This is a genomic window from Campylobacterota bacterium (assembly GCA_040752835.1).
Lineage (GTDB): Bacteria > Campylobacterota > Campylobacteria > Campylobacterales > Sulfurimonadaceae > Sulfuricurvum.
In genome coordinates, this window is the sequence record JBFMGG010000004.1 from 110,944 (window position 1) to 124,581 (window position 13,638).

Sequence of the window (13,638 nt, forward strand, 5' to 3'; positions counted from 1 at the left end):
GGGTGTAAGGGAATTATTTTTTCCACACCTTATCGATCCATTCCCCCATCTTTGCTTCGTAGCCGATGTTTTTAAACTCGACGAACCGGAGCGGTTTGGCGAGGTATTTTTGTTCGACCCATCCTCCGAAATCATGGGGATAGCGGTACCCCTTGTGCTGCTGACGCAAGTGTTCGGGTATTTCCAGGATCAGCCCCTCGCGTACCGCCTGCTGCGCGGCATTGATCGCGTTATAGGCGGTATTGGATTTGGGGGAAGCGCACAGGTAGATGACCGCCTGCGAGAGGATGATCCGTGCTTCGGGATATCCGATCTGTTTCACGGCGCCCATCGCCGATGCCGTCAGCGTCAACGCCTGGGGGTTGGCGTTGCCGACGTCTTCGGATGCGAGGATCACCAGACGCCGCGCGATGAATTCGGGGGGTTCTCCCCCCTCAATCAGGCGTGCCAGATAATACACCGCCGCATCCGGATCGCTCCCGCGGATGCTTTTGATCAAGGCCGATGCGAGATCGTAATGGACCCCCGCTTCGGAGCTCCCCCGCGCCTGTGCCGCAGGACGCAACGAGGTAAGCAGCTCTTTGGTGATCGGTTTCTTGAGCGCTGCGGCCACTTCGAGGAGTTTGAGCATCGCTCTCGCATCACCGCCCGAACTGCGGATCAGGTATTCACGCGCTTCCTCGTCCGTTTCTATCCCCGTACGAACTAACAAAACGGCTAACGCTTCCTCACCAATCTCTTTGAGTTCGAACAGTAACGAGCGCGATCTCATCGCCGCCGTAAGGCTGAAATAGGGGTTTTCAGTCGATGCACCGATTACTAACACACTGTTTTTTTCCATAACCGGCAGTAACACTTCCTGCTGATTTTTCGAAAGACGGTGCACTTCGTCGATAAAGATCAACGGACGTTCGAGGGCGTTTTCGTATTGGTCGAAGACCTTGCGCAGCTGTTCGATCTTCAACGACGTGGCATTGAATTCGTAAAACGGAAGCCCCATAGCCGAAGCGATAATCCGGGCCATCGACGTCTTGCCGCAGCCGGGGGGACCGTAGAAAAAAGAGTGGGTGAGGGCTCCCTCTTCGCACAACGCCCGCAGCGGAGCTTCCGGGGAACACAGATGTTCCTGCCCCACTACCTCGTCAAAGCTTTTGGGGCGGAGAAGATAGGTAAAGTCCAAAAACGTTATCCCGCAATGACCTTGATCACGACTTCACGGGCCTGGCGGGGACCGTCGAATTCGCCGAAAAAGACCCCCTGCCATTTCCCGAACATGGGACGCCCTTCGTGAACGGGGATGCTGACCGATGCTCCCATGCGCGACGATTTGAGATGTGCCGCGGCATTGTCGCCGACGTGGGTGTAATGCTCATCGCTCGGGATCGTTTTGGACAACGCGGCAAGAAGGTCCCGGCGCAGGTTCGGATCGGCGTTTTCGAACAAAAAGACGCTTCCCGTCGTATGCGGGGTGAAGACGACGCAGATCCCCTCTTTGACTCCGGAAGTGATAACGGCTTCGCTCACCTCCTTACTGATGTCCATCAACTGTGTTTTGTGACTGGTCGGAAATTTGAGTATTTTCATTTTTTACGTTCACCTTTTACGAATTTTTTTGCGGATGCGGATTTTTCTTTCGCAGGTCTGGCATCTTTCTTCCCTTCCAGGGGATGATGTCGCCGCTCGTCGGGTTTGGGTTTTGATTTTTCGGCTTTTTCAACCGCTTCGAGAAAATCGCGAAGCGAAGCGTATTCGCTCCGTTCCAGAAAACGGACCTTGCCCGTCGGGAGGTTGTTCAGATCGATCCCGCCGAAACTGAGCCGCTTGAGGTCCACGACCTCGGCGCCGAAATGGGCAAAAAAACGACGGAGTTCCCGATTCTGCCCCTCCCCGATCGCCACTTTGAGGACCGAATAATCCCCCTGGTTTTTCTGGATCTGGTAGGCGAAAAACGGGGCGAACGTCATCGAGGTGATCTCGCTTTTTTCATGCGCTCCCGCGCTCGCATCCTCGACGGTAATCCCCTCGTCCATCGCCTTCATCATCGCCTCGGAGACGGGGCCTTTGATCTTGATTTTGTAAACCCGTTCCATCTTCGACGTCATCAGGGCCGTGGCGACCCGCGACGCGTCGGTGAGCAGCAGCAGACCCTCGCTGGCGAAATCAAGCCGCCCGACAGGAATGTAGTGGCGGTACTGCTTGGCAAGCGAATCGTAAATGGTTTTGCGTCCCTGCGGGTCTTTTTTGGTGACGAGTTCGCCTCTGGGTTTGTTGTAGACGATGACGGTGAACTGATCCTGCGGAACGATCTTTTTGCCGCTGATCATCACCTGGTCGTGTTTTTCGTCCACCTGGGTCGCGGGGTTCGTTTCGATCTCGCCGTTGACGCGGACGTAGCCGTCCTGGATCGCCTGGTCGGCCTCACGTCGCGAATAGGTCGAGTAATGGGCGATAAATTTGTTCAGACGCATCATGAAATACCTGCCTCCACAAGAGTGTGAAGGTGCAGCGCACCCTCAATTTTACCGGCTTTGTCGGTGACGACCAGCAACTGGATTTTTTTGGACTCGATCAAGACGAGGGCGTCGCTGGCCAGCATCGTCGCATCGTCGATTATCAACGGGTGCTTGGTCGCATACGCCGACGCCGGAGCATCAAGCGAGAACGATTCGTTCATCAAGGCGCGGCGGATATCGCCGTCACTGAGAAGCCCCGAGAGTTTCCCTTGCGCATCGCGCAGCATAACCGTCCCCAAACGTCCCTCGCTCAGAGCCAAAATAGCTTCTTTGAGCGGCGTGTCTTCCTCGACGATCGGAAGGTTTTCCGTCCGCATCAAATCGGAAACTTTGACAAACAACCGTTTGCCCAGCGAACCACCGGGATGGAACGAAGCAAAATCCTCTTTTTGAAAATTGCGCGCCTTCATCAGGCAGACCGCCAGCGCATCCCCCATCGCAAGCGTCAATGTCGTCGAAGAGGTAGGGGCCGCATCCAGCGGACAGGCTTCCTTGCTGACATTGATATTGATCACGACGTCGCTGTATCGCCCCAACGTCGAACCGCTATTGCGGGTCATCCCGATAAGGGGGATATCGAACCGCTTGATGTGGGGGAGGATCGAGCTGAGCTCTTCGCTCTCGCCGCTGTAACTGATGGCGAGTACGGCGTCTTCTTTCCCGATCATCCCCAGATCGCCGTGAAGCGCTTCGGTAGGGTGGAGGAAAAAGCTCGGCGTTCCGGTCGAGGCGAACGTCGCCGCGATCTTTGCCCCGATCAGTCCCGATTTTCCGACACCGGTGATGATCAGCTTCCCTTTGCATCCAAGGATAATCTCTACGGCGCGTTCGATCTCTTCACCCATCCGTTCCGTTGCCTCACGGAGCATGGCGGCTTCGATTTCAAGTGTGTTTTTGGCTATTGCGATATAATCGTTGTTCATAAAAATAATTATAGCCGAATAACCTTATTAATTCAGGGCCGACCATGCGCAATCTCTATCTTGAAGTCAATTCGCTCGATCAGCGCGGCGTTTCCAAATACGCCCTTTCCGAAGAAATCATGATGGAACACGCCGCTGCGGGGATCAATACCCAAATCCGCAGCCGTTTTCCCCGAGGCTCCTCCGTATTGATCGCCTGCGGCAGCGGCAACAACGGTGCCGATGGTCTGGCGCTCGCCCGTCTGCTGGCGGGGGATTACCGTATCAGCGTCCATCTTCCTTTCGGGGCAAGCTCGCCGCTTGCGCAGCGCCAACGCGAACGGCTCGAAGCGATGGGGTACCGACACTCCCCCATCGAGGGGCCCTACAACGTCGTCGTCGATGCCCTTTTCGGCAGCGGGCTCTCGCGGGCGCTTGGGCCGACCGCGATCGAAGTGATGGAAAAGCTCAACGCCCTGGAAGGCTTCAAAATCGCCTGCGACATCCCCAGCGGCCTTTATCCTTCGGGCACCCCCGACCGTTACACTTTCCGCGCCGACCTCACCCTCACGATGGGCGCCCTCAAACGCTCCCTCTACAGCGACGCGGCCAAAGAGGTATGCGGGGAGATCCTCACCTGCGATCTGGGAATCGGACGCTCGTTTTACGAAATCCCATCGGCATGGCAGCTCCTCGAAGAATCCGATCTCGCTCTGCCGATACGGACCCGCGCTTCGGCACACAAGGGCAGCTACGGCCATCTCGCCGTCGTCTGCGGCGAAAAAACGGGGGCGGCCGTCATCGCCGGTTCGGCGGCCCTGCGCTTCGGAACGGGTCTGGTAAGCCTCATCAGCAACGAAAACGTCACCATCCCGTACGAACTGATGCAGAGTCATTCCGTCCCTTCCGCCTCGACCGCCATTGCGATGGGAATGGGGCTTGGATGCGAATTCGACGACGGCGAACTCGCAACGTTCCTGAACAATGAACTGCCGATGGTGCTCGACGCCGATATTTTTTATCACCCGCTCCTTCCCGGAGTGCTGAAGCGGAACAACCTCGTCCTGACCCCTCACCCGAAAGAATTTACCCAGATACTGCGTGTCACGGGATTGGCCGACATCGACGTCGGCGAACTCCAAAACGACCGGTTCGGTTATGCCTCCGCCTTTTGCGCGGCCTATCCCGAAGCGGTCCTCGTTCTCAAAGGATCGAATGTCATCATCGGTCGAAAGGATCGTTTCTTCATCAATCCCCACGGAACCGTCGCGTTGGCCAAAGGGGGAAGCGGGGATGTCCTCGGCGGACTCATCGGCGCATTGCTCGCCCAAGGGGTGGACCCCCTCGATGCCGCCATACAGGGTTCGCTCGCCCACACCCTTGCAGCCAAAGGATTCGAAGGGCATAATTACGCTCTCACTCCGTTTGACCTGATAGAAAGAATAGCCCGTTTATGAAAAAAATCGTTGCCCTCTTCAGCGGCGAGGGGACCAACCTCGCCAACCTGATCGACAAACTCCACCTTAAACACTGCGCCATCGTCGCCGCCATCACCAACAACCCCGAAGCCGCTGGAATTGCCAAAGCCCGCGCCGCCGGAATCCCGGTCGACGTACTCGATCACCGCGACTTCGAGAGCCGCGAAAGCTATGACACGGCACTGGTGAAACTGATCGGTGAATATCAGCCCGACCTGGTCGTTTTGTGCGGCTTTATGCGGATTCTCACCCCCGCATTCACCTCGCAGGTCCGCTCCATCAACCTCCATCCATCACTCCTTCCCGCATTCAAAGGCTCCCGTGCGATCGAACGGAGTTTCGAAAGCGACGAAAACGTATGCGGGGTGAGCGTTCACTGGGTTACCGACGAACTCGACGGAGGAGAGGTGATCATGCAAAAAAGCTTCATCAAAAGCGCGGACGAAACGCTCGAGAGCTTCACCGCCAAAATCCGCGCCATCGAACACGACATCCTCCCCTTAAGCGTCATCGCCTTGCTCAAGGAAGCATAGAATTCCTAAGAGTTTCTATGTTATAAGTCCCACATTAAACTCCCAAGGAGCCATCTTTATGCATACTCTGCAAATCGGAAAGTACACTCTCGGCAGCCGTCTCATCGTCGGCAGCGGCAAATACGATTCATTCGAAACCACCAAAGCGGCGACGCTCGCCAGCGGATCGGAGCTCATCACCGTAGCGGTACGGCGTCTTAACATCACCAACCCGAACGAACCGAACCTCCGCGACACGTTTGCGGGGACAAACGTGAAATTTCTCCCCAATTCCGCGGGATGTACGACCGCCGAAGAGGCGATTACCCTTTTTCGCCTCACGCGCGAAGCGACCGGCATCGACCTCATCAAGCTCGAGGTGATTGGGGATACCCAAAAAACCCTCTACCCCGACGTCCTTGAGACGATCAAAGCGTGTGAAGTGTTGGCGAAAGACGGCTTTACGATCATGGCGTACACGTCTGATGATCCGATCATGGCACGCCGCCTCGAAGACGCGGGAGCCCATGCGATCATGCCGCTGGCCGCACCGATCGGTTCAGGCCTCGGGGTGCAAAACCGCTATAACATCGTGTTTGTCCGCGAAGCGGTCAAAGTCCCCGTCATCGTCGATGCGGGAATCGGATGCGCTTCGGATGCGGCGGCGGCGATGGAGCTGGGAGCGGACGGGATTTTGACCAATACGGCGATCGCGCAGGCGAAAGATCCGATCGCGATGGCCGAGGCGATGAAACACGCCGTCATCGCGGGGAGACTCAGCTATATGGCCGGTCGGATTCCGAAACGGCCGTACGCGACGGCATCCTCACCCGTAGACGGGATGATCCAGTTTTAATGCTCTATACTTTTCTTTTTCATAAGAAAAGTATCAAAAGAAAATCGCCCTCACACCAAGTCGCTTAACCAGCCGCTTTTGCACTGCTGCAACGCGGCTTGGCTCTGGGTGTGGTGTGAGGGCAGAAAGTATTTGATGGAATGATTTTCGCATTCGCGAAAATAGATAACAAAACCCCCACGATCCAATACCTAGAGCCGCTCCGTTGGCAGCAGTGCCGAGAGGAACGAGCGTTCTTGGATCGCGGTATGCTCTTTTGGTACTTTTCTCGCTAAAGAGAAAAGTACATTACGCTTCTATATAATCCAGATCCTCATGAAACGTTTCCCGCGTGTAGTACAGGGCGATCAACGCGATCGCAAACGTCACCCCTCCGACCACCGCCGCCGATCCCAGAACCCCCATGCTCTCTTTGAGGAGCATGAAACTCGACGTGATGGGGACGACCGAACCGCGGACGAAATTGGGAACCGTCGTCGCAACGGTCGCACGGATATTGGTCCCGAACTGCTCGGCCGCCATCGTGATGAACAGTGCCCAGTAGCCGCAGAAAACCCCCAGCCAGAACGCCGCCACGTAAAACGCCTCGGCACTTGCCCCAGAGAGGGTGAAATAATACACCACGCTCGCCACCGAAAGGACCATAAAGACGGCATACGCCCGTTTCCGGCTTCGCATCCGCTGCGAGAGGTAACCGCTGGCGAGATCGCCGACGGAGAGGCCGATGTAGGTGTACATGAGCGCTGCCCCCGCGCTTACTTCACCCTGGATGGAGAGGGCGGTTGCGAATTCGGGAGAGAACATCACCAGTACCCCGACGACGTACCACAGCGGCATTCCGATAACGATCGCTTTGAGGTATTTGGCAAAAAGCTTTTTATGGCTGAAAAGGGCGAAAAAGTGACCCCGTTTGACGTCGTCGCTTGCATGGTGTTCGAACATCGCCGATTCACGGACGCGGAAGCGGAGGACGAGCAGCATGAACCCCAGTACCCCGCCGATGATGTAGGCGTTACGCCAGGCAAAATGCTCGGCGACGATGTTGGCCGCGACTACTCCCAGAACTCCGAACGCCGCAATCGTCATCACCCCGTATCCACGGTACTCCTTGGGAAGGATTTCGGCGACCAGCGTCACCCCCGCCCCCAGTTCTCCGGCCAACCCGATTCCCGCGATAAAACGCAAAATCGCGTACTGTTCGACGTTGGTGACAAACGCGTTGAGCAGATTCGCCACCGAATAGAGGATGATCGAGGCAAACAGCACCGACAGGCGCCCCCGCTTGTCCCCCAGAACCCCCCAGAGGATCCCCCCGATCAGCATCCCCGCCATCTGGGCGTTGAGGATGATCGATCCCCAGTAGGTAATCCCCTCTTTGTCCAGCCCCAGCTCGGTGAGGCTCTCGACCCGGACGACGCCGAACAAAATAAGGTCGTAGATATCGACGAAATACCCCATCGCGATGACGATGACGGGGAGCGTTAAAACCTGGCGTACCACCGAAAGCGACGACGACATCAGAGTCCTTCCGTTTTTGAATTTTTCACGCTGTAAAACGCGTAGATCAGCATCCCGATGATCGACCATCCGATAAAGCGCAGCCACGTATCAAAAGGGAGCCCGGCCATCATGAACACGATCAGGATAAAATTGAGCGGCATCAGGATTTTAAACGCGGGAATCCGGAAAGCGGGCTGTATCGTGTTCTGACGGCGAAGAACGATGATCGCGACCGCGACCATCAGGTACGCGAACAGGGTTCCGATATTGACCAGCTCGGCAAGCGTTTTGAGCGGAACCAACCCCGCAAGGATACTCAGAAAAACCCCGCCGAGCAACGTCGCCTTGAAAGGGGTGTTGTATTTGGGATGAATCTCGCTGAGGCTTTTGGGGAGCAGGTTGTCCCGGGAGAGGGCGAACAAAATCCGTGTAAAGCCCAATCCCATGACGATCATCACGGTCGTAATCGTGATGACCGCTCCCAGCGCGATGACGTTGGCGGCAAAGGGCTCATTGACCCGGTAGAGGGCAAACGCCAGCGCATCGGGAACGTTGAGTTCCTGATACGGAACGATCGCGGTGAGGGTGAAACTGACGAGGATGAAAAACACCAGGCTCAACGCCAGCGAAAGAATCAGCCCCAGCGGAATGTTCCGTTCGGGGTTTTTGGTCTCTTCGGCAACGGTACTGATCGCGTCGAATCCCAGATAGGCGAAAATGAGCAATGCCGCGGCATGCCACACCCCTTCCCATCCGTATGGGAAAAAGTTCGTGAGGTTATTCCAGTCGACGTGCGGCAGCCCGACAAAGACGAAAACGGCCAGCACGGTAAGTTTGATAAACACGATTGCCGTATTGACCCGAGCGCTCTCTTTGATCCCGATGGCGAGGAGAATGAAAATCGCCAGGATAATCCCAAACGCGCTGATATCGATATAAGTTCCGTTTGCGGGATCATACGCCCCGCTGAGCGCTTTTGGGATCGCGACCCCGACGCTCTCTTCGAGAAACCGGCGCAGATACCCCGACCATCCCGTCGCGACCGCCGCGGTGGCAACCCCGTATTCCAACAGGAGATTCCATCCCACAAACCACGCAAAAACCTCACCCAGCGATGCGAACGTAAAACTGTACGCACTTCCCGCGACGGGAAATGCAGAACTGAGTTCCGCGTAAATCAGTGCCGTGATCCCGATCATCACCGCCCCCAGCAAAAACGACAGCACGATCGCAGGACCCGCCATCGTCGCCGCCGCCTGACCGGTAATGACGAAAATACCCGCGCCGATCACCGCGCCGATGCCGATAAACGTAACGTCCATCAGGCCGAGGCGGCGCTGAAACTCCCCGCCGACCCCCGACATGTCTTTTTTCCGAAAATACTTTTTCATTCCCCTCTCACCCCTTCGTTGGAATTGTGCCTCTTATGGCCCCTATACCGCGATAATAAGTCCCGATTATACATAAAGTTTGATGGCGTTTTCTTGTCCGCATTCCCCTTCCCCCTCCGTTTCCCGAAAAACATTACCATTGTAAACACGTCTCTTGACAAGATTTTTTCTTTCCGATATAATTTCGCCTCACTAATTTAGCTCGCTTTTGAGTAAATTAGGAAGGTCGGGGCGTAGCTCAGTATGGTTAGAGTACTTGGTTTGGGACCAAGGGGCCGGAGGTTCGAGTCCTCTCGCCCCGACCACGTTTTTTTCTTTCCTGTATCATTCAAATAGATTTTTTCATGGTGGGTGTAGCTCAGTTGGTTAGAGCACCAGATTGTGGTCCTGGGGGTCGTGGGTTCAATTCCCATCATCCACCCCATGTTTCTGTTTGGATACCTTTTGATACGCGATGTTTTAGAAGGATGTGCGTCCGTAGCTCAATTGGATAGAGTAACGGACTTCGGATCCGTAGGTTATAGGTTCGAACCCTATCGGGCGCACCATATAGTCTTTCGCGTCCTTAGCTCAGCTGGATAGAGCAATGCCCTTCTAAGGCATCGGTCAGAGGTTCGAATCCTCTAGGGCGTACCACCTTAGACTTTTATACTGTATCGTGCGCGGACGTGGTGAAATTGGTAGACACGCCAGACTTAGGATCTGGTGCCTCACGGTGTGAAGGTTCAAGTCCTTTCGTCCGCACCATGCCTTAAATAGGCACTTTTCAAGCTTTTTCTTCTTTTTTTTAAGAAATAAAAAAAATCATTTTTTACTACATTTTTACTACAACCTCTACTATTAGCTCAAACTTTTTTTCGCGTGATAATTTTATTTTTTCAACGAAGCTACCCATACTCCACTTTTCATGAAAAATATCGTAACAATATGAAACGTTTTGATACACTTTGATAGCCTATGAAAATTTATTAACATAGCTCTTTTTTTCAACTATGATTCCCCCGTTACGATTATTCAACGGGGTACCAAGTGTTTTATCACTCCCAAGTGATGGAAGCCTCTCGGCTTCCCGTTGAGTAATTCAATTGGGACACTTGGTACCTGCGCCCTTACTCACAAATCCATTCCCATTGTTCAATATATGAAAGGCGTATCATCAAGCGTCTGGTGAAGTATATATTTTGATTGTGACCATCATAGTCTCTGCTCATAATGCAGTACCCGAAATATAGAAAAAAGAGTAGAAGTTGATGCGGCTGCGGCTGGCTCTCACAGGGAAACCAAAAGGGGGATCGATCACACGCGAAAAGTGGCGCTGTGGTAGATACTATGCTCTCTGCACCTTCTCATACCGACCTAAATCCAAGACTCTCACATAATGGACACGGAACAAACTGTACAGCACAACCGACAGTTGATGGTATGCTCTTGCCGAGCGTGAAAAAGGCGAAGAGGCTATTCGACGATCAATCGAAACGACGGAATTATAACGTAAATTTAGTTGGTGGAATTTCAAGTGCGGAGAAGTATGCCCAATTTTTTGGGAGCTTTGAAGCCCCTAACTGCGTCATCTCCTCACTTCTCACTCTGGAATGTGATAAAGAAAGAAGAAAATCAGGGGCGAGGCAAACAGGATGAAAATGATTTTTAGCGAAAATTATTTGAGACTATATCGTTCTCAATCTTTTCGCGATTATACAAGACCAAGCCGTTAATATAATGGTAGTGTATCCCCTCATGAAGCACTCCTTTATTTCTAAGTTGATATGTCCAGTTTTTACTGCGTCCAAAATATAAAGCCAGCTCAGTTTCAGTGAGCAAAGGTTTATTCAATCCATTAGAAATGATAAGTTTTTCAGATAGCTCAATTGAGCTACCAATGAGTTGTACGACTTGGTCATGCAAAAGATCCACGGGAATCTTTCGTATGGTGTCACCTAAGAACACTTTGCAAATGGCCTGTTCGCTTAGAGTTACTTAAGTGCAATTGTTTTCGAATTTAGCATTAGAACCGTTGAGTAACAATTCCTATGATATTCGTTCATTCGTTTATTTTAGATCAGTAGCAGAATTGAAACAACTCTTTTACTTAGATCCATTTCTCTTTTCTAAATCATATACATGATTCAGTTTGATAACGTTATCAATACTTGTCTATACCCTCTAGAACATCAAATATCCATGAAGTTTTAAGACTCGATCCATATAGCATTTTCCAGTGAAGCTATTTATTTTCTATTGAATCTTCAATTGCCTCAAATTTTGAAGATTTATTGTGTTTAAATTCATCCCGATCCAAATTATATATTAGAATAGAAAAGAAAGCAAGTGTATTATTTTATAAATAAAACATAAAATTTGACAACGCCAAAAAAAAGTTGTATTATTTTGCTGTAAAACAAAATGGAGCATAAATGAAGGTTGGAAAAATTTCTGACATTAGAATCGGTTTGCCTTTAGCTCGTAAAAAAGGTGATATTCATGATGATCAGTTTTTTAGATACAAAGCGGTCACATTAAAAGCTTTCTCTTCAACGGGTCAGTTGCTTCATGATGAGCTCGACGAGTTCATTGCAAGCGAGGAATTGAGTGAAAGCTACATCACACAAGAAGGTGATATTTTGGTTCGATTGAGAGAACCGAATACGGCTGTCTATATTGATAAAGAAAGTAGCGGTTTGCTTGTTCCTGCATTAATGGCGATCATCAAACCAAAAAAGGAAATCAATAGTCGTTATCTCACCCACTATATCAACTCAAATGAAGCACAAAAAAGACTTCACAAAGAGCTTCAAGGGACAACGATCCAAATGCTCAAAGCAAGTGAACTGGCTGATTTAGACGTAACTTTACCACCCGAAGAGACTCAAGAAGAAATTGTTGCGATGCTGAATCTTGCCAATCGTGAGATCGAGCTACTTGATACTCTCAAATCACTAAAAACGCAATTCAAAAATGAACTACTCGACACTATTTTAAAAAAGGAAATAAATCAATGAAAACAACAAAAGAAGTAATCAATAACGTAGTATGGAAAGCATGTGACACCTTTCGAGGGACAATGGATAGTTCACAATACAAAGACTACGTCCTCAGTATGCTATTCGTCAAATATCTATCGGACTTCTATAAAGAGAAACTTCAAACTCTTAATGACAAATACAATGGGGATGAAGATCGTGTACAAAGAGCACTCCAGAGAGAAAAATTCGTTCTCGATGAGAGCTGCACGTTTGAATATCTACTCAAACATAAAGAGGCAAATAATCTTGGTGAAGTTATCAATAAAGCCCTTGAAAAGATAGAAGAAGACAACCCTGAAAAACTCGAAGGGATCTTTAGAAACGTTGATTTCAATGACAAAAAAGTTCTCGGCGATACCAAAGAGAGAAACAGTATCCTCAAACACCTTCTCGAAGATTTTAGCGATTCGCGACTGGATTTGAGCCCGAGCAAACTCACTGGTCAAGACATCATTGGAGACAGCTATGAATATCTAATCGCTCACTTTGCTAGTGATGCAGGTAAAAAAGGTGGTGAGTTTTTTACTCCAAGCGAAGTCTCAACACTATTAGCAAAACTCGTAGAGCCAAAAGAGGGCGATCGAATCTACGATCCTACTTGTGGTTCTGGATCATTGCTTATCAAGGCATCTAAAGAAGTCGGATCTGCAAACTTCGCTATTTACGGTCAAGAGAAAAATGGGCAAACGCACGCGCTTTGCCGGATGAATATGTATCTGCACGAGATTAACGATGCCAAGATCGAATGGGGGGATACCATCAGAAACCCTTTGCACGTCGAAGATGACAAGCTCATGAAGTTTGATGTGGTCGTTGCCAATCCACCGTTCAGTCTCGATAAATGGGGGGCAGATTTCGCTGAAAATGACCCTTATAGAAGATTTAGTGATTATGGCATACCACCAAAAAGCAAAGGCGATTACGCCTTTGTGACTCACATGATCAAAAGTCTCAATGAAAAAGGGAGAATGGGGGTTGTCCTCCCTCATGGTGTCTTATTTCGTGGTGCCAGTGAAGGAAGAATCCGAGAGAAACTGATCAATGAAAATTTACTCGATGCTGTCATCGGATTACCGGCGAATCTCTTCTTTGGTACTGGTATTCCAGCTACGATCCTTATATTTAAAAAGAATAGAACTCAAAAAGATATTCTCTTTATCGATGCAAGTAAAGAAGAAGTTGATAAAGCTAAAAATCAAAATAATCTAACCGAAGAAAATATCCAAAAGATACTTGACACATACAGAAGTAGAAGTGAGATAGAAAAATATTCTCATGTGGCAACGATAGAAGAGATACAAGAAAACGACTATAACCTCAATATTCCAAGATATGTCGATACATTTGAAGAGGAAGAACCGGTAGATATCGAGACTACAAAAGCAAGTATTGAAAAAGTGGAAAATGAATTAGCATCTATCAAAACTCAAATGAGTGCATATCTCAAAGAGTTGGGACTATAA

General features: G+C 50.8%; 12 protein-coding genes and 5 tRNA genes. 10 read left to right on the top strand and 7 right to left on the bottom strand.

What is annotated here, in order from left to right; all coding sequences use genetic code 11:
* Positions 1-13 precede the first annotated feature (13 nt).
* The 4 genes from AB1763_02400 to AB1763_02415 are packed head-to-tail and all read right to left on the bottom strand — an operon-like array spanning position 14 to position 3,436.
* Positions 14-1,180, bottom strand: coding sequence for a replication-associated recombination protein A (locus AB1763_02400; GenBank protein ID MEW5831674.1), 1,167 nt, complete (start codon positions 1,178-1,180; stop codon positions 14-16).
* A gap of 5 nt (positions 1,181-1,185) precedes the next feature.
* A complete protein-coding gene (locus AB1763_02405; GenBank protein ID MEW5831675.1) occupies positions 1,186-1,584 on the bottom strand; it encodes a secondary thiamine-phosphate synthase enzyme YjbQ in 399 nt (132 codons plus the stop codon).
* Complete coding sequence (locus tag AB1763_02410) at positions 1,581-2,471, bottom strand: pseudouridine synthase (GenBank protein ID MEW5831676.1); 891 nt, start codon at positions 2,469-2,471, stop codon at positions 1,581-1,583. The genes AB1763_02405 and AB1763_02410 overlap by 4 nt, the downstream gene beginning before the upstream one ends.
* Positions 2,468-3,436, bottom strand: a complete 969-nt coding sequence (locus AB1763_02415) for a KpsF/GutQ family sugar-phosphate isomerase (GenBank protein MEW5831677.1) — start codon at positions 3,434-3,436, stop codon at positions 2,468-2,470. Before AB1763_02415 ends, AB1763_02410 begins: the two co-directional genes overlap by 4 nt.
* 44 nt (positions 3,437-3,480) lie before the next feature.
* Here AB1763_02415 and AB1763_02420 point away from each other — a divergent pair, with 44 nt between their 5' ends.
* The 3 genes from AB1763_02420 to AB1763_02430 are packed head-to-tail and all read left to right on the top strand — an operon-like array spanning position 3,481 to position 6,261.
* A complete protein-coding gene (locus tag AB1763_02420; GenBank protein MEW5831678.1) occupies positions 3,481-4,872 on the top strand; it encodes an NAD(P)H-hydrate dehydratase in 1,392 nt (463 codons plus the stop codon).
* Positions 4,869-5,426, top strand: a complete 558-nt coding sequence (purN, locus tag AB1763_02425) for a phosphoribosylglycinamide formyltransferase (protein MEW5831679.1) — start codon at positions 4,869-4,871, stop codon at positions 5,424-5,426. Before AB1763_02420 ends, purN begins: the two co-directional genes overlap by 4 nt.
* Positions 5,427-5,484: 58 nt before the next feature.
* Positions 5,485-6,261: a thiazole synthase gene (locus AB1763_02430; protein ID MEW5831680.1), complete on the top strand. Its 777-nt coding sequence runs from the start codon at positions 5,485-5,487 to the stop codon at positions 6,259-6,261.
* A gap of 288 nt (positions 6,262-6,549) precedes the next feature.
* On the opposite strand, the gene AB1763_02435 is transcribed toward AB1763_02430, so the two are convergent.
* Positions 6,550-7,779 carry an MFS transporter gene (locus tag AB1763_02435; protein MEW5831681.1) on the bottom strand — a complete coding sequence of 410 codons (1,230 nt, stop codon included), beginning with the start codon at positions 7,777-7,779 and terminating at the stop codon, positions 6,550-6,552.
* Positions 7,779-9,152 carry an amino acid permease gene (locus tag AB1763_02440; GenBank protein MEW5831682.1) on the bottom strand — a complete coding sequence of 458 codons (1,374 nt, stop codon included), beginning with the start codon at positions 9,150-9,152 and terminating at the stop codon, positions 7,779-7,781. Before AB1763_02440 ends, AB1763_02435 begins: the two co-directional genes overlap by 1 nt.
* 227 nt (positions 9,153-9,379) lie before the next feature.
* Here AB1763_02440 and AB1763_02445 point away from each other — a divergent pair.
* From AB1763_02445 to AB1763_02465, 5 genes are all read left to right on the top strand, one after another.
* Positions 9,380-9,457: transfer RNA gene (locus tag AB1763_02445), tRNA-Pro, on the top strand.
* Positions 9,458-9,499: 42 nt separating this feature from the next.
* Positions 9,500-9,576, top strand: a tRNA-His gene (locus tag AB1763_02450).
* Between the two features lie 47 nt (positions 9,577-9,623).
* Positions 9,624-9,700, top strand: a tRNA-Arg gene (locus AB1763_02455).
* 11 nt (positions 9,701-9,711) lie between these two features.
* Positions 9,712-9,788 (top strand) — tRNA-Arg (locus AB1763_02460).
* A 26-nt stretch (positions 9,789-9,814) separates the two neighbouring features.
* Positions 9,815-9,899 (top strand) — tRNA-Leu (locus tag AB1763_02465).
* A gap of 900 nt (positions 9,900-10,799) precedes the next feature.
* Here AB1763_02465 and AB1763_02470 read toward each other — a convergent pair.
* Positions 10,800-11,066 carry a hypothetical protein gene (locus AB1763_02470; GenBank protein MEW5831683.1) on the bottom strand — a complete coding sequence of 89 codons (267 nt, stop codon included), beginning with the start codon at positions 11,064-11,066 and terminating at the stop codon, positions 10,800-10,802.
* Positions 11,067-11,566: 500 nt separating this feature from the next.
* Between AB1763_02470 and AB1763_02475 the strand changes: the two genes are divergently transcribed.
* Positions 11,567-12,151 carry a restriction endonuclease subunit S gene (locus AB1763_02475; protein MEW5831684.1) on the top strand — a complete coding sequence of 195 codons (585 nt, stop codon included), beginning with the start codon at positions 11,567-11,569 and terminating at the stop codon, positions 12,149-12,151.
* Positions 12,148-13,638: a type I restriction-modification system subunit M gene (locus tag AB1763_02480; protein ID MEW5831685.1), complete on the top strand. Its 1,491-nt coding sequence runs from the start codon at positions 12,148-12,150 to the stop codon at positions 13,636-13,638. Before AB1763_02475 ends, AB1763_02480 begins: the two co-directional genes overlap by 4 nt.